This is a genomic window from Micromonospora tulbaghiae (assembly GCF_900091605.1).
In the GTDB taxonomy this organism is placed as follows: Bacteria; Actinomycetota; Actinomycetes; order Mycobacteriales; family Micromonosporaceae; genus Micromonospora; species Micromonospora tulbaghiae.
In genome coordinates, this window is record NZ_FMCQ01000004.1 from 389780 (window position 1) to 406103 (window position 16324).

Below are 16324 nucleotides of genomic sequence, written 5' to 3' on the forward strand. Positions count from 1 at the left end.
GCCCGGTGCGGCTCGACCTGGTCACGCTCGTCGTGGCCGAGTACGACCCGGCCGTCGCGTTCTTCACCGAGGTGCTCGGCTTCGAGCTGGCGGAGGACAGCCCGTCGCTGACCAACGACGGCCGGCCCAAGCGCTGGGTCGTGGTACGCCCACCGGGTGGAGGCACGGGCCTGCTGCTGGCCCGCGCCGACGGCGAGCACCAGGCAGGTGCGGTGGGCGACCAGACACACGGCCGGGTGGGCTTCTTCCTCCAGGTCGACGACTTCGAGGCGGTGTATCGGCGGATGGCCGACGCGGGCGTCGAGTTCGTCCGGCCGCCCCGCACCGAGCCGTACGGCCGGGTCGCGGTCTTCCGCGACATCGCCGGCAACCCCTGGGACCTGCTCGGTCCGGCCTGACCGCTCCTCGTCCCCTCGCCTCCCGCCCCTTGCCTCTCGGCCAGTCGTGTCCGGGCCGCCCGCCCGGCCCGTCCGCGTGGTCTCGCCCCCGACCACCGCGCATCCGCTCGGTGCGCGGTGGCCGACGGTGCGGGCCGTCGCCCGCCCGGAACCGCCTCGCCATCGGTCACGGTAAGTAACAAGGCCGTGTCCGCGGCATGTGACCTCCTGCCGACTTTGCTCTGCAGCCGGATCCGCGACGGTCACTCCCGGTCGATCGTTGCGCCCGTGGCTGCAGAGCAAAGTGCGCAGACACCCTTCCCTCCCTCCCGAGGGCCGTTCGCTATAACCCCTGCTCAGCGGGATTCGTCGGCGTAAAGAGCATCTCGACGACTCCGGATGCCCCATCACCGATCGTGACCACAAGGCTGCGGGGCTCCTCATCACTCTCAGTGGCCAAGCTGGGTCGGCTGCGGAGGGCGGCGGCTCGACCGACGGCTCTGGCGAGCCCGCGCCCCGACACCGGGACCGGGGCCGGCAGAGAGGAAGTCCGCCGCCGCGGGCCCGGCACGGAGCAAGCCGTACCGGCCGCAGCCGTCAGGGCGTGAGGCGGTGCAGGTCGCGCGGGAAGGCGGTCACCTCCCGGACGTTCGCCGCGCCCGTGAGCCGCGCGACGAACCGCTCCAGCCCGATCGCGAAACCGCCGTGCGGCGGCATGCCGTGCCGGAACGCGTCCACGTACCCGGCGTACGGCTCGACCGGCTCGCCCCGCGCCGCCAGGGCGGCCAGGTAGTCGGCGTGCCGGTGCAGCCGCTGCCCGCCGGTCACCAGCTCCACGCCCCGGAACAGCAGGTCGAAACCGTTCGAGTACGCGGGCCGGGCCGGGTCCGGGTGGGTGTAGAAGGGGCGCTTCGCCATCGGGTAGCCGGTGACGAAGAGGAAGTCGCTGTCGTGCTCCCGAAGCGCCCACTCCCCCAGCGCCCGCTCGTGCGCCGGCGCCAGGTCGGGTTCGTCGGCCGGCGCTCCGGCGATCTTCAGCGCGTCGGTGAAGTGCACCGCCGGAATCTCGGCCGGCACCTCCGGCACCGTCACGCCGAGCGTGGCCAGCGCACCGCCGACCCGCTCGGCGACTGTCGCCACCATCCCGGCCAGGGTGCCCCGCAGCACCGCCATCACGTCCCGGTGGTCGGTCACGAAGCCCAGCTCGACGTCGAGCGACGTGTACTGGGCCAGGTGGCGCACCGTGTCGTGCGGCTCAGCGCGAAACACCGGCCCCACCTCGTAGACCCGTTCGAAGACGCCGACCATGAGCTGCTTGTAGAACTGCGGCGACTGGGCCAGGTAGGCGGGCCGCCCGAACCAGTCCAGCGCGAACACGTTCGCCCCGCTCTCGGTCGACGAGGCGACCACCTTCGGCGTGTGCACCTCGACGAACCCCTGCTCGTCGAGGGTGGCCCGGAAGCCGGACACGGCCGCCGCCGAGATCCGCAGCGCGGCGGATCGGCTCGGGTGCCGCAACGCGGTCGCCGCGTGGTCGAGCTGAGTGGGCAGGGTGGCGGTGAGCGCCGGCCGGTACAGGTCGAACGGGGGCGCGACGGCGGGCGGCCCGAGCGGACGTACCGTCGGCTCGACGACCTCGGCCCCGGCGGGCGCGGTGGGGCTCGCGACCACCGTGGCGACCACCTCGACGACCGTCTCCTCGGTGAGCGCCTCGACCTGCTCGCGCAGGGCGGGCGCGGCGACCACCACTTGGGCGAGCCCGGCGGCGTCGCGGAGGATCAGGAAGGCCACCGACTTGAGCAGCCGGCGGCGGTGGACCCAGCCGGCGAGCCGCACGGTGGTGCCCACATGGGCGGGGAGTTGGGTGGACAGGATGCGTTGCACGACGACTACCTCCTCGGACCAATCGCAACGCGATCCCAGGGAGGTGTGGGCGAGCGGGAACCTCGCGGTGCCACCACACCTTCGCCCCCGACGGAGCGGGAGCCTCATTCGACGCCTTTTCACCGGGGCCGGCCGGGCGGGCTCTACTGGGCGCGACACGCCGTTCTTCCCGCAGCTCGGGAGGGTCTTCACGAACCGGCGCCAGACCGCCTCGCAGCGAACGGCGGCTCTCTCGACTGGCGGGATCGGTCCGTTACTCGGCTCCGTCACAGCTCTGCCCGGCACGCTAGCACCGCACGTGCCACGCTGTGACCGGGTTTTTTCGCCCCTGGTGTCCGGTGTCACAGCGATTCCGGCGTGACGGCCGTCGCCCGCCGTTCATCGACCGCCGCCGACCGGCGTACGCTCGGTTTTGTGACGATCGAGCAATCCGCGCCGACGACTGAGCAGGCAGCGCGCACCGCGACTGTCGCCCCGGAGGGGCGGCGGATGCTGCGGATCGAGGCGCGCAACGCCGAGACGCCGATCGAGCGCAAGCCGCCGTGGATCAAGGTCAAGGCCAAGATGGGCCCGGAGTACACCCAGTTGCGCGGGCTCGTCTCGCGCGAGGGGCTGCACACCGTGTGCCAGGAGGCCGGCTGCCCCAACATCTACGAGTGCTGGGAGGACCGGGAGGCCACCTTCCTCATCGGTGGTGACCAGTGCACCCGGCGCTGCGACTTCTGTCAGATCGACACTGGCAAGCCGGCCGAGTTCGACGCCGACGAGCCGCGGCGCGTCGCCGAGTCCGTCGCCGCGATGGGCCTGCGCTACGCGACCATCACCGGCGTCGCCCGCGACGACCTGCCCGACGGCGGGGCCTGGCTCTACGCCGAGACGGTCCGGCAGATCCACGCGCTGCAGTCCGGCTGCGGTGTCGAGCTGCTGATCCCCGACTTCAACGCCGTGCCGGAGCAGCTCGCCGAGGTGTTCGGCTCGCGGCCCGAGGTGCTGGCGCACAACGTGGAGACCGTGCCGCGCATCTTCAAGCGGATCCGCCCGGCGTTCCGCTACGAGCGTTCGCTGGACGTGATCCGCCAGGCGCGGGCCGACGGCCTCGTCACCAAGAGCAACCTGATCCTGGGCATGGGCGAGGAGCGCGCCGAGGTGTCCCAGGCGCTGCGCGACCTGCACGAGGCCGGCTGCGAGCTGATCACCATCACGCAGTACCTGCGTCCCTCCCCCCGGCACCACCCGGTGACCCGCTGGGTCAAGCCGGAGGAGTTCGTCGAGCTGCGCGAGGAGGCCGAGGAGATCGGCTTCGCGGGCGTGATGAGCGGCCCGCTGGTCCGCTCGTCGTACCGCGCGGGCCGGCTCTACCAGCAGGCGCTCGACGCCCGCCGGGAGGTCACCGTCGCCGGCTGAGGCCGGCCGACCACCGCGTCACCCGCCGCCGGCCGCCCGCCGGATGCCATGATCACAGGCATGACTGCCGGGGTACGCGAGGAGCCACGCGAAGCCGTGCGCCCTCGTACGCCCCGGCGGCTGCCGTTGCCGACGCTGCTCGCCCTGCTCGTCGGGTTCGCCGGGGTGGGCTACCGGCTGGCGCTGCTGTTCGCCGACGTCCCGCCCACCAACAGCGACGAGGCGACGATGGGGCTGGCCGCCCTGCACATCGCCCGCGGCGACGGCTTCCCGGTCTGGTTCTACGGCCAGGCGTACATGGGCACGCTGGAGGCGTACCTGGCCGCGCCGCTGGTCGCGCTCGCCGGGCCGTCGGTGCTCGTGCTGCGGCTGCCCACGCTGGCGCTGTACGCGTTGTTCCTGCTGCTGTCCTGGCGGCTGACCCGGCGGCTCGGCGGTGACCGCTGGTACGCCCTGTTCGTCGTCGCCGTGCTGGCGCTCGGCTCCGACCGGGTGGTGAAGAACCAGCTCATCGCCGGCGGCGGCTATCCGGAGCTGAACCCGGCCGGCACGGCGCTGGCGCTGCTCACGGTCGGGCTCTGCGTGACCGGGCCGGGCGCGCGGCTGCCCCGCTGGGCGGCCTGGGGACTGATCGCCGGGGTGCTGCTGTGGGTGGACCCGCTGATACTGCCGTACGTGCTGACGCTCGGCGCGCTGCTCGTGGCGTGGCGCCGGCGGGAACTGGCCGGCCGGGCCGGGTTCGTGCTGGCCGGCGCGCTGCTGCTGGGCGCGGCGCCGATGCTCGTGGACAGCATCCGGCACGGCCGCAACCCGGTCACCGCGGTGCTGGCGGCGGGTGGCTCCGGCGCTGCCGCGGACTGGGCGGACCGGCTGCACGGCGCGCTGGTCCTCGGACCGCCGCTGGCGATGGGCTTCTGCTCACCCGGCCGGTGTGCCACCTGGCAGCTCTGGTGGGCCGTCGCGTTCCCGGTGCTGCTGGTGCTCGCCGCGCTCGCCGTGTGGCGCACCCTCCGCCGTACTCCCGGCCGCTCAGGCTCGGCGGAGCGGGTGCCGGCCGGGGTGCGGCTGGCGCTGCTCGGCGGCGCGACGGGGGTGCTGGCCGCGTACGCGGTGAGCAACGCGGCCGGGCAGACGCCGATCGAGAGCAGCCGTTACCTGTCCTGCCTGGCGGTCGCCGTACCGGCCCTGCTCTGGCCACTGTGGCGGGCCGCTCGCCGGCCGACGGCCCGGGTGGCGGGGATCGCGGCGGTGGCGGTGCTCGCGGGCGTGCTCGGCACCGGCGCGGCAGCCACTGTGGACGTGATCCGGGCGGCGCCCGCCGTGCACGCCGAGGCCGACCGGCACCGGTCGCTCGTGGACACGCTCGGCGCGCTCGACGTCCGGCACGTACGCGGCGGCTACTGGACGTGCAACCGGCTCACCTACGCGACCGGCGAGAACGTGGTCTGTGCCGTGGTCGACGACGACCTGACCCCGGGTTTCGACAGGCTGCCCGCGTACCGGCGGGAGGTGGCGGCCGACCCGGACGCGGCGTGGGTGGCACCGGCCGGCTCGCCGCTGGCCGCGCGGCTGGACGAACGCCTCGGCACCGAATCCGGCGCGCTCGACGTCGTCACGGTGGCCGGCTGGCGGATCTACCTGCCACGCCGCTGACGCAGACGCGGCGCTACCGGGCGCGGCGCTGTGCCGGGGCGGGCGGCGAAACGTCGAGCAGGCCGAGGCGGTGGGCCAGCGCGGCGGCCTCCACCCGGTTGGTCACGTCGAGCTTGGCGATGATCCGGGACACGTGCACACTCGCCGTCTTCGGCGAGATGAACAGCCGCTCGGCGATCCGGCTGTTGCTGTGCCCCTCGGCGACCAGCCGCAACACCTCCTGCTCCCGGCTGGTCAGCAGGTCCGGCCCGGGTCGCCCGGTGCCCCGCAGCCCGACCCGGCGGGCCAGCGTCGCCGCCTGCTCGCCCAGCGGGGTGGCACCCAGCCGGGCGGCCAGCTCGGCCGTCTCGCGTACCGCGGCGGCGACCTCGTCCCGCTCGCCCGCCGCGGCGGCCGCCTCGGCCAGCCCGAGCAACGCCCGGCCCAGCGGGTACGGCTGCTCGGCCGCCCGCCACGCCGCCACGGACTCCCGCCACGCGGCGAGCGCCTCGACGGGACCGGCGGGCCCGAGCCCGGTCAGGACGGCGGTGACGTGCGCCGCGTGGGCGCGCTCGGCCGGGTGCTGGGCGGGCAGCGCGGCGGCAACCGCCGACACCTCGGCGGCCAGCGTCGCGTCCCCGGTCGTCGCGGCGGTACGCGCCAGCGCGTTCAGCACCGGCCAGCCCTCGCGCGGCAGGTCGGCCAGGTGCGCGTCGGCCAGGGCGGCGCGCGCTGCGCGTACCGCCTCCAGCTTGTCGTCGGCGGCGAGCGCGGCCTCCACGCGCAGCTCGTGCAGCGGCAGCCGGTGGTTCGGCCAGAGGTAGGGCCGGCTGAGGAACGCGAGCGCCCGCCCGACGACCTCGTCGGCGCCGGGATGGGCGCGGGCCAGGTGGAGCCCGGCGCGCAGTTGCAGCCAGTGCAGCCCGGACACGCCGGGCGGGTCGATGCGGGCCGCCTCGGCGCAGGTGGCGTCCGCCTCGTCCCAGCGGCCCAGCGCGATCAGCGCCTCGGCCCGGTTCGACAGCAGGTACGCCCCGATCGAGCGGCTGATGCCGACCCGGCGCGCCTCGCTCACCCCGGCCGCGGCTGCCTGTTCGGACTCGTCGTAGCGGCCCAGTTCGTAGAGCACGTCGGAGAGGAAGACCAGCGCGCTGACCAGGGCCCACGAGTCACCGGCGGCGCGGGCCCGCGCCTCGACCCCGCGCAGCTCGGCCAGCCCGCGCTCCGGGGTGCCGTCGAGGCGGTGCAGCAGGGCGATCCGGGTGGGCAGCAGCACCAGGTCGGTGCCGACCTCGGACGCGCCGGCCGCGGCTTCGGCGGCGACCGAAGCGGCCTCGCGTGGGTCGACCTTCATCAGGTGCGACGCGATGTCGGCCAGCACGGCGAACCGTTCCGGGCCGTCGGGGGCGCCGGCCGCCAGCCGGTACGCCTCGCGCAGCTCGGCCGCGCCGTCGCTCTTGCCGAGCAGCGCGAACAGCCGGCCGCGATGGTCGAGCAGGCGGGCGGCGCGCAGCGGTTCGGCGCCGGGGTCGACCTCGGCCAGCGCGGCCCGGGTGAGCGTGAGCGCCCGGCTGAGGTCACCGGCGGTGACCGCGGCGGTCAGCGTGTCCTCCAGCACCCGCAGGTGGTCCATGCCGAGCCGGTCGGCGGCGTCGGGCACCTGCTCCCACAGTTCGAGGACGCGCTCCAGCAGGCGGCTCTGCTCGGCGTACGCGTACCGTTCGGCCGCCGCCTCGGCGGCGACCCGGGCCGTGGTGAGCGCGCGCGGGTGGTCGTGTGCCGCGTACCAGTGGTGGGCGATCTCGGCCGGGGCGCGACCGACGGCGACCAGGTGGGGTTGGGCCTCGATCGCGGCGGCGTACCGGGCGTGCAGCCGCGCGTGCTCGCCGGGCAGCAGGTCGTCGTGCACGGCCTCGCGGACCAGCGCGTGCCGGAACTCGTAGTCGCCGTCCGGGTCGGCCACCACGAGCTGCCCGGCGACGGCGGCGCGCAGCGCGTCCTCCAGTTCGGCCTCGGGCAGGCCGGCCACCTCGGCGAGGAGCTGATGAGCGAAGCGGGTGCCCCCGGCGGCGGCGATCCGCAGCACCCGCTGGGCCGGCTCGGGCAGCCGGTCCACGCGGGCCAGCAGCAGGTCGCGCAGCGTCTCCGGGATGGTCGCGCAGCCGACCGGGCCACCGGCGGCGGCCAGCTCCTCGATGAAGAACGGGTTGCCCTGGGTGCGTTCGTGCACGTCGTCGACGGTCCGGGCGAACTGCTCGGCGCCGAGCAGGTCGGCCAGCACGGCGGCGGTGCCGTCGCGGTCGAGGCGGCCCAGCTCGATCCGGTCCACGCCGCGGACCCGGTCCAGCTCGGCGAGGAACGGCCGCAGCGGGTGCCCGCGGTGCAGCTCGTCGGTGCGGTACGTGCAGACCACGAGCAGGCGGGTGGCGCGGGCGGCCCGCACCAGGAAGCCGATCAGGTCCCGGGTGGACCGGTCGGCCCAGTGCAGGTCCTCGATCACCAGCACCAGCGGGCGTTCCTCGGCGATCCGCCGGAACAGGTCGGCGACCAGGTCGAACAGGTAGCCGCGCGGGGTGTCGGCGAGGGCCGGCCCGGCGGGCGCGGCGACGCCTGCCGGCATCCGGGCCAGTTCCGGCAGCAGCCGGGCGAACTCCGCCTCGTAGCCGGCGAAGGCGGCCGGCCCGTCGTGGCGCAGCACGTCGCGCAGCGCGGCGGCGAACGGGGCGAACGGCAGGCCGGCCTCGCCCAGCTCCAGGCACTGGCCGACGAGCAGGCGCGCACCGGCGGCGTCCACCTGCGTGCCGAACTCCTCCAGCAGCCGGGTCTTGCCGACACCCGCCTCGCCGCCGACGAGCACCGTCGCCGGCTCGCCGGACCGGGACCGGGCCAGCGCGTCGCCGAGCGCGGTCAGCTCGGTCCGGCGGCCGACGAGGACGGTGCTGGCGGCGCGTACGGTCACGCCGTCGAGCATGCCACGCGCCCCCGACGGCCCGACCGGGCCGATCGGGCGGCGCGTTGCCGCCGGTCCGGCCGCCCCCGTGACGGCCGGACCGGCGAGTTCCCCTGCGGCACCGGCCGCGCCCACGATCCCGGGGACGGCCGGACCGGCGAGTTCTCCTGCGGCACCGGCCGCGCCCACGATCCCGGCGACGGCCGCCGGTGCGGTCACCGGCGGGCGTCGGTGGTGCGGGCGCTGTGCTGCCGGCGGCTGAGCCAGCCGCGCGGGTGCCGGCGTGGCAGCGACCGGGCGAGCCGGTCCTGCGCGGCGTCGGCCTGCAACTCGGCGGCGTGGCTGCGGTGGATGCTGAGGATGAAGTCGGCGTCGTTACCGAACATCTCGGATCTCCCTTGTCGTGCGGTGTCGTTCCCTGTCGAGATCGACTCTCCACGCGAAGGTGCCCCCGGGGCATGGGTACGCCGCCTGATCTTCGCCCGTCCGGCCTCCTTACCGGCGGGCCGGTTCGGGGCGGCGCGGCCGTAAGGTACTCAGCCCTCGGCGGAAGAGGCGGCCACGGATCAACGTGATGTGCGCCGACCACTAGACTCTGCGGTATGGCAAAGCCCCAGGAGAAGGTCTCGTTCGGCCAGCGGCTGAAGCAGATCGGGATGGTGTTCCGGTTCACCGCCAAGCAGGACAAGTGGTTCGCGCCGCTGACCGCGGCGGCGGTGCTGATCCCGCTCGCGCTCACCGTGGTCGCGGTGATCGCCTGGGGCTGGATCTGGCTGCCGATCGGCATTCTGCTCGCCCTGCTGGCCGTGCTGATCGTGCTCAACCTGCGCTCCAACAAGGCGATGATGAACGCCGCCGAGGGGCAGCCGGGCGCGGCGGCGCAGATCATGGAGAGCATGCGTGGCGACTGGCGGGTCACCCCGGCGGTCAGCTCCACCACCCAGATGGACATGGTGCACCTGGTGGTGGGCCGGCAGGGCGTGATCCTGCTGGCCGAGGGCAACCCGCAGCGCGTACGCGGCCTGCTCGGCCAGGAGAAGCGCCGCCTCGCGAAGGTGATCGGCACCGCTCCGCTGCACGACTACGTGATCGGGCAGGGCGAGGGTGAGCTGCCGGTCCGCAAGCTGCGGATGACGCTGATGCGGCTGCCCCGCGCCCTGTCCCCCAAGGACGTCAACGCGCTCGACAAGCGGCTCAAGGCGCTCACCGCGCGGCCGCAGATGCCCAAGGGCGCGATCCCGAAGAACATGCGGCCGGCGCGCGGCGCGTTCCGGCAGACCCGGGGTCGCTGACCTTCGGCGTACACGAAGAAGGAGCCGGTCCCCGTGCGGGGCCGGCTCCTTCTTCGTGCGGGTCAGCGGCGCGGGGCGTCGGTGACGACCGACCCGGAGAGCCGGTCGTGCAGGCCGCGCCGATGCTCGTCCATCAGCAGGGCCGGCACCACGAGGGCGAGCAGGAGGCCGCGCAGCAGCCCTCGGAGCAGCCCGATCCGGCCGCCGTCGGCCCAGGACACGCAGCGCAGCCGGGTCAGGTACATGCCGGGGGTCTGGGCGAACAGGCCGATGAAGAAGCCGTACTCCAGGATCAGCACCAGGACCGGAGGCCAGCCGTCGCGGACCGGGTCGGAGAAGGCCCGGGCGACCATCAGGCACAGCACCCAGTCGATGATCAGGGCGCCGAAGCGGCGGCCGAGGCTGGGCGGGGTGAAGGCGGGGTCGGTGGCGGGCGGCACCGGTGTGGCGGCGGTATCGGTCACAGCGGCCAGGGTAGCGCCGCCGCGACCTCTGACGAAAAATACGACATTCAGCATCAGAGTGTGCCGGGATGACGCTCCGCAAGCGACGTAACACGGCGGAAACAGACGAGACACGGCCGGGCAACCCCCCGGCCATAGCGTCGCCAGTAGCCAGCTACCGGAGTGGACCTGCCAGGAGGACGTGTGTTCGCCAATTCCGAGGAACTCCTGCGATACCTCGCCAACGAGGACGTGAAGTTCGTCGACGTACGTTTCTGTGACCTGCCCGGCGTGATGCAGCACTTCAACCTGCCGGTCGAGTCGTTCGACGACAGCGTCTTCACCGACGGCCTCGCCTTCGACGGATCCTCGATCCGCGGCTTCCAGGCCATCCACGAGTCCGACATGCTCCTGCTGCCGGACGTCGCCACCGCCTTCATCGACCCGTTCCGCACCCAGAAGACGCTCGCGCTGAACTTCTTCATCCACGACCCGTTCACCCGCGAGGCCTACTCCCGCGACCCCCGCAACGTCGCGAAGAAGGCCGAGGCCTACCTCGCGGCCAGCGGCATCGCCGACACCGCCTACTTCGGCGCGGAGGCGGAGTTCTACATCTTCGACTCCATCCGCCACGAGACCTCGGCGCACCAGTCGTTCTACTACATCGACTCGATCGAGGGCGCCTGGAACAGCGGCCGGATCGAGGAGGAAAAAAAAAAGGGTTACAAGACCGCCTACAAGGGCGGCTACTTCCCGGTGCCGCCGGTCGACCACTACGCCGACCTGCGCGACCGGATCGTGCGGCGCCTCGTCGACGGCGGCTTCACCGTCGAGCGCTCGCACCACGAGGTCGGCACCGCGGGCCAGTCGGAGATCAACTACAAGTTCTCCACGCTGCTGCACGCCGCCGACCAGCTCCAGCTGTTCAAGTACATCGTCAAGAACGAGACCTGGGCCGCCGGCAAGACCGCGACGTTCATGCCCAAGCCGCTGTTCGGTGACAACGGCTCCGGCATGCACACCCACCAGAGCCTCTGGCGCGGCGGCGAGCCGCTGTTCTACGACGAGACCGGCTACGCCGGCCTGTCCGACACCGCCCGCTGGTACATCGGCGGCCTGCTGCACCACGCCCCGTCGCTGCTGGCCTTCACCAACCCGACGGTGAACTCCTACCGGCGTCTGGTGCCGGGCTTCGAGGCCCCGGTGAACCTGGTCTACTCGCAGCGCAACCGCTCGGCCTGCACCCGCATCCCGGTGACCGGCAGCAACCCGAAGGCCAAGCGCGTCGAGTTCCGGGTGCCGGACCCGTCGAGCAACCCGTACCTGGCGTTCTCGGCCATGATGATGGCCGGCCTGGACGGCATCAAGAACAAGATCGAGCCGCCGGCGCCGATCGACAAGGACCTCTACGACCTCCCGCCGGAGGAGTGGGGCGACGTCAAGCAGGTTCCGGGTTCGCTGCCGGAGGTGCTCAACGCGCTGGAGGCCGACCACGACTACCTGCTCGACGGCGGCGTGTTCACGCCCGACCTGATCTCCACCTGGGTCGACTGGAAGCGGGCCAACGAGGTCGACCCGGTGCGTCTGCGCCCGACCCCGCACGAGTTCGCGATGTACTTCGACTGCTGAGCACGTACGTCAGCACCGGCCGGGGCCGGCTCCGCGATAGCGGAGCCGGCCCCGGCCGTTTCACGCAGTGCGGCGACGCAACGCGGCCCGGACACCGACGATCGCGACGACCACCACCAGCACCGTCATCAGCACCGCGCCCGGCGCCTTGCTGAACCGGGCCAGGTTGGATCCGTCCGGCAGCGTGAGCAGCGAGGCCACCGCGCAGGGGGCCACGAACCAGACCTGCCGGGCCAGCGGCACCGCCGCGACCGCGAGCACTGTCAGCGGCCAGATCGCGTACCAGGGGTGGAAGACCGGGGCGAGCAGCACTGTGGCGGCGAGCGCCAGGCCCGCGCCGAGCAGCGCCACCCGGGGCCGGGCCGACGTCAGCCGGGCCACCCGCTGCCGGGTGTCGTTGAGCCGGCGCAGCGTCGTCCACGCCCACCACCAGAGCGCGACGAGCGTCCCGGCCAGCAGCACCAGCGCGACCGCCCGGACCACCGGTACCGCCGCCGGCCGCTGCCCGGCCAGCTCACCGGCGTAGTCGACGACGAACCCGATCGCGGTCGGCGGGGAGGTCCACTGCTGCGAGTCGCCGCTGTGGCCGAGCCCTCCGACCCAGCCCAGCCCGAGGCCGGTGGCGAGCGACACGAGGAGCAGCGTGCCGAGCACCGACGCGGCCAGCTGCCCGCCGTCGCGCAGCAGCGCCCGCCAGGTGTAGCGGCCGAGCACGGCGGCGAGCGCCGCGAACGGCAGCGCCACGACCGCGACCGCCTTCACCGCCACGGCCAGGCCCAGCAGCACCCCGGCCACCAGCAGCGCGCGCGGCTTGCCCGGCAGGCGGACCAGCACCAGCAGGCCGAGCAGGAGCAGCCCGAGCGCGAGCGCGTCGTTGTGCGCGCCCGCCACCAGGTGTACGACGACCAGCGGGCAGGCGAGCACCAGCCAGGCGGCCCGGCGGGTGGGCACCCCGGCGGCACGGGCCAGACCGGGCAGGCAGAGCGCGGTCAGGAGCACGCCGGCCACCGCGACCAGCCGCAGCGCCACGATCGTCCCGATCAGGCCGCCACCGGCGAGGACTGCGAGCCCGGCCAGCAGCACGAAGAACGGTCCGTAAGGCGCGGGGGTGTCCCGCCAGATCGGCGACACCGAGTCGGTCCACGGGCAGCCGGCCGCCGCGACCCCCACCCGGTACGGGCTGAGCCCCTGCGTCCAGGTCCAGCCCTGGCAGGCGTACGAGTAGACGTCGCGGCTGCCGATCGGCGGCGCGGCGAGCAGCGGCAGCGACCAGAGCCCGGCGGTCAGGTAGGCCCACCGGCCGGACGGGGCGCCCCACCGCAGCGACCACCAGGCGCCCACCAGCAGCAGCGTCCCGGCCAGCCAGCAGGCAAGCGTCACCGGCCCGTACGGTGCGTGCCAGATCGTGGCGAGCGTGCCGCGCGGGGGCGTGCCGGGCAGCGCGCCGCCGAGCCATCCGGCGACGGTGAGCAGCACGGCCCCGGCGAGGCCGGTGTAGCGGGCGAGACCGGCGGCGATCGGCCGGACGGGTCCGTCGGGCTCGCTCACCGGCACACTCCTCAGTCCACGGGAACCGGCTGCCGGCCCTTGCGAGCCGACCGTACCAACCACACGACCAGCCCGATCACGAACAGGGTCATCAGCGGCGCACCGGGCATCTTGGAGTACCGGGCCAGCCCGGTTCCGTCGGCCAGCACCAGGAACGACGACACCACTGTGACGATCGAGAACCACAGCGTGCGGTGCGCGGTGGCGGCGAGCACCGCGAGCGGCCACAGCCAGTACCAGGGGTGGAACAGCGGGGAGAGCGCGACCGTGGCGGTCAGCGCCAGCCCGGCGTGCCAGAACGGCTCGCCTCGGTGCAGCGACCGGAACCAGAGCCAGATCAGCACGGCGATCAGCACGACCATGCCGATCGCCCGGGTCACCGGCAGCGCGTCGACGTGCACGCCGAACGGCGCCAGCAGGTAGCCGACGGTCTGCCCCACCGCCGTCGGCGGCGACGTCCAGGCCACCACCAGCCCGCCCTGTTCCAGCCCGCTGATGAACCCCAGCCCCAGGCCGGAGGCGACAGTCACCGCGGCGAGCGCCGCGAGCGAGCCGCCGACCACCCACCCGCCGTCGCGCACGAGCGTCCTGATCCGGTACGCCCCGACGATCGCGGCCAGCGCGGCGAACGGCATCACGACCAGCGCGGTGACCTTGACGGCGGCGGCGAGTCCGAGCAGCGCCCCACCGGCGAGCAGTGGTCCGGGCCGCCCCGGACGGGCCGCCACCACCGCCAGCCCGGCGACCAGTAAGCCGATCATCAGCGCGTCGTTGTGCGCGCCGGAGACCAGGTGCACGGGCACCAGCGGGCTCGCCAGCGCCAGCCAGAGCGCCCGCCGCGGGGGCACCCCGCAGCGACGGGCCAGCACCGGCAGCGCCCACGCGATGAGCGCCACCCCGGCCACGGCGAGCACCCGGAACAGCGCGACGGCGGCGAGCAGCGAGCCGGTCGCCTCCACCACCGCGCCGGCGAGCAGCACGAACAGCGGCCCGTACGGCGCCGGGGTGTCCCGCCAGATGTAGGAGATCGTGTCCAGCCAGGGGCAGGGCAGCGCTGACACGCCCTGCTCGTAGGGGTTGATCCCGCCCGAGAAGCTGGCGCCCTGGCAGGCGTACGCGTACACGTCCCGGCTGCCCAGCGGCGGGGCGACCAGCATCGGCAGCAGCCAGAGCGCGACGGTGACCAGCACCCAGCGGGACGACGGCACCCGGTCCCGCAGCGACCACCACGCCCACGCCAGCAGCGCGGTGCCGACCAGCCACAACCCGATGATCAGCGGCCCGTTCGGGCCCTGCCAGATGCTGACCGGGGTGGGACGCAACTCGCCGTCGGGCAGGGCGCCACCGAGGAACGCGGCCACGGCGAGCAGCACCGAACCCGCCAGGCCGATCCAGCGCGAGAGGTGGTGAGGCACGTCCGACATGCTGCCAGTACGGTGGTTCGCGATCAGGAGGTGGGCATGCGGGGCGGTCGGGTGGTGGCGGTCTCCGCCGTGTCGGCGCTCGTCCTCGCCGTGCTCTACCTCGCGCTGCCGGCGACCGGCTCGGACCTGTCCGCGCAGGTCGCCCGCGCCGGTTTCTTCGCCGAGCACGGGGCCGCCCTGGTCGACCTGCGCTGGTACGGCGGCGTGCACCCGTGGGGCTACAGCCTCGTCTCGCCGCCGCTGATGGCGCTTCTCGGGGTACGCGTCACCGGCGCGCTCGCCCTGCTCGCCTCCGCCACCGCGTTCGCCGCCCTGCTGGTGCGGACCCGGGTGCCCCGGCCGCTGCTCGGCAGCCTGGTCGGTGTGGTCACGATCGCCGGCAATCTGGTCTCCGGCCGGGTCACCTACGCCCTCGGCGTCGCGTTCGGCTTGGCCGCGCTGCTCGCGCTCACGATCCCCGCCCGCCGCACACGCCTCGCCGCCGACGCTGATGCCGCCGGCGAGCCGGCCGATCCCGGCGTTGCCGGTGCCGGGCCGGTCGGGCCCGGCGCTCCCGGTCGTGGCCGGAGCGTCTGGGCGGCCGTCGCCGCCGGTGCCGCCGCGCTGCTCGCGTCGGCGGCCAGCCCGGTGGCCGGGCTGTTCGTCGGGCTCGCCGGCGTCGCGCTGCTGCTGACCCGCCGGTACGCCGACGGCCTGCTGCTCGCCGTACCGGCCGCCGCGCCGCTCGCCGTGACCGGGCTGCTGTTCGGCGAGGGCGGCTGGATGAACATCAGCACGGTCGACACCGTGCACGCCGTGGTGACGAGCCTGGTGGTGGCGGCGCTCGTGGCGTACCGGCCGGTGCGGGTGGGGGCGCTGCTGTCCGCGGCCGGGGTGCTGGCGTCGGCGCTGCTGCACACGCCGGTCGGGCTGAACGCCACCCGCCTGGTGGTGATGTTCGCGCTGCCGGTGCTGGCCGCCGCCGCGACGCTCCCCGCCCCGCTCTCCGATCGGCTCCGCGCCACCGGCCGGCGCTCCCGGGTCGTCGGCGCGGTCGGGCTGGCCGCGCTGCTGGCGGTGGTCTGCTGGTGGCAGCCGCCGGTGGTCACCGCCGACCTGCGCAGCGCCGACGATCCGACGGCCGACCCGGCGTACTTCACGCCGCTGCGCGCGGAACTGGCCCGGCGCGGGCTCACCGGGCGGGTGGAGGTGCCGCCGACCCGCAACTACTGGGAGGCGGCCCACATGGGGGATGTGCCGCTGGCCCGGGGCTGGCTGCGGCAGGCCGACATCGACCGCAACGCGCTGTTCTTCACCACTGTGCCCGGGGCGGACGGCACCGGCGTCCCGCTGACCCCGATCACCTACCGGGACTGGCTGGCCGACAACGCGGTGCAGTACGTGGCGGTGCCCGACGCCGAGTTCTCCTGGGTGGGGGCGTCGGAGGCGAAGCTGGTGGAGACGGGCCAGCCGTACCTGACCGAGGTCTGGTCGGACCGGCACTGGAAGCTGTACGCGGTGGCCGAGCCCACCCCGCTGGTCGGCGCGCCGGGCGAGCTGGTCCGCCAGGACGGCGCCTCGATCACGTTCCGCGCCCCCGCCGCCGGCCCGATCCCGATCCGGGTACGCCACGACCGCTGGCTCACCGCCTCCGGCGGCGCCGAGGTCACCCGAGACGGCAAGTGGACCACCGTAACGGTCCCCCGGGAGGGCACCTACACCCTCACAAGCTGACCCACCCGCCCTCGCCCTCGTCCCCCTG

At 74.2% G+C, this 16324-nt stretch carries 12 protein-coding genes; 6 read left to right on the forward strand and 6 right to left on the reverse strand.

What is annotated here, in order from left to right:
- Nucleotides 1-5 precede the first annotated feature (5 nt).
- Nucleotides 6-398, forward strand: a complete 393-nt coding sequence (locus GA0070562_RS14525) for a VOC family protein (protein WP_091421178.1) — start codon at nucleotides 6-8, stop codon at nucleotides 396-398.
- A gap of 576 nt (nucleotides 399-974) precedes the next feature.
- Here GA0070562_RS14525 and aspS read toward each other — a convergent pair.
- Nucleotides 975-2261 carry an aspartate--tRNA(Asn) ligase gene (gene aspS, locus GA0070562_RS14530; RefSeq protein ID WP_091421182.1) on the reverse strand — a complete coding sequence of 429 codons (1287 nt, stop codon included), beginning with the start codon at nucleotides 2259-2261 and terminating at the stop codon, nucleotides 975-977.
- Between the two features lie 357 nt (nucleotides 2262-2618).
- Here aspS and lipA point away from each other — a divergent pair, with 357 nt between their 5' ends.
- Both lipA and GA0070562_RS14540 read left to right on the forward strand, forming a co-directional pair.
- Nucleotides 2619-3665, forward strand: a complete 1047-nt coding sequence (lipA, locus tag GA0070562_RS14535; RefSeq protein ID WP_175438737.1) for a lipoyl synthase — start codon at nucleotides 2619-2621, stop codon at nucleotides 3663-3665.
- A gap of 60 nt (nucleotides 3666-3725) precedes the next feature.
- Entirely contained in the window at nucleotides 3726-5318 is a 1593-nt protein-coding gene (locus GA0070562_RS14540) for a DUF423 domain-containing protein (RefSeq protein ID WP_254663796.1), read from the forward strand.
- A gap of 13 nt (nucleotides 5319-5331) precedes the next feature.
- On the opposite strand, the gene GA0070562_RS14545 is transcribed toward GA0070562_RS14540, so the two are convergent.
- Both GA0070562_RS14545 and GA0070562_RS30250 read right to left on the reverse strand, forming a co-directional pair.
- On the reverse strand, nucleotides 5332-8466 hold the full coding sequence (locus GA0070562_RS14545) for an ATP-binding protein (protein ID WP_254663797.1): 3135 nt from the start codon (nucleotides 8464-8466) through the stop codon (nucleotides 5332-5334).
- The gene (locus tag GA0070562_RS30250) at nucleotides 8463-8633 is read right to left on the reverse strand and encodes a hypothetical protein (RefSeq protein ID WP_175438738.1); all 171 of its coding nucleotides are present in this window, start codon (nucleotides 8631-8633) and stop codon (nucleotides 8463-8465) included. The genes GA0070562_RS14545 and GA0070562_RS30250 overlap by 4 nt, the downstream gene beginning before the upstream one ends.
- 216 nt (nucleotides 8634-8849) lie before the next feature.
- Between GA0070562_RS30250 and GA0070562_RS14550 the strand changes: the two genes are divergently transcribed.
- Nucleotides 8850-9539: a DUF4191 domain-containing protein gene (locus tag GA0070562_RS14550; RefSeq protein WP_013287747.1), complete on the forward strand. Its 690-nt coding sequence runs from the start codon at nucleotides 8850-8852 to the stop codon at nucleotides 9537-9539.
- Nucleotides 9540-9601: 62 nt separating this feature from the next.
- Here the strand turns inward: GA0070562_RS14550 and GA0070562_RS14555 are convergent, their stop codons facing one another.
- Nucleotides 9602-10057, reverse strand: coding sequence for an RDD family protein (locus GA0070562_RS14555; protein WP_091421189.1), 456 nt, complete (start codon nucleotides 10055-10057; stop codon nucleotides 9602-9604).
- Between the two features lie 129 nt (nucleotides 10058-10186).
- On the opposite strand from GA0070562_RS14555, the gene glnA reads away from it, so the two are divergent.
- Nucleotides 10187-11611 carry a type I glutamate--ammonia ligase gene (gene glnA / locus GA0070562_RS14560; protein ID WP_091421193.1) on the forward strand — a complete coding sequence of 475 codons (1425 nt, stop codon included), beginning with the start codon at nucleotides 10187-10189 and terminating at the stop codon, nucleotides 11609-11611.
- Between the two features lie 60 nt (nucleotides 11612-11671).
- Here the strand turns inward: glnA and mptB (GA0070562_RS14565) are convergent, their stop codons facing one another.
- Together mptB (GA0070562_RS14565) and mptB (GA0070562_RS14570) are read right to left on the reverse strand one after the other, a co-directional pair.
- Nucleotides 11672-13159 carry a polyprenol phosphomannose-dependent alpha 1,6 mannosyltransferase MptB gene (gene mptB, locus GA0070562_RS14565; RefSeq protein WP_091422013.1) on the reverse strand — a complete coding sequence of 496 codons (1488 nt, stop codon included), beginning with the start codon at nucleotides 13157-13159 and terminating at the stop codon, nucleotides 11672-11674.
- 11 nt (nucleotides 13160-13170) lie between these two features.
- Nucleotides 13171-14583, reverse strand: coding sequence for a polyprenol phosphomannose-dependent alpha 1,6 mannosyltransferase MptB (mptB, locus tag GA0070562_RS14570; RefSeq protein ID WP_091421197.1), 1413 nt, complete (start codon nucleotides 14581-14583; stop codon nucleotides 13171-13173).
- Between the two features lie 36 nt (nucleotides 14584-14619).
- Between mptB (GA0070562_RS14570) and GA0070562_RS14575 the strand changes: the two genes are divergently transcribed.
- Nucleotides 14620-16296: a hypothetical protein gene (locus tag GA0070562_RS14575; RefSeq protein WP_091421201.1), complete on the forward strand. Its 1677-nt coding sequence runs from the start codon at nucleotides 14620-14622 to the stop codon at nucleotides 16294-16296.
- The last annotated feature ends 28 nt before the right edge of the window (nucleotides 16297-16324 follow it).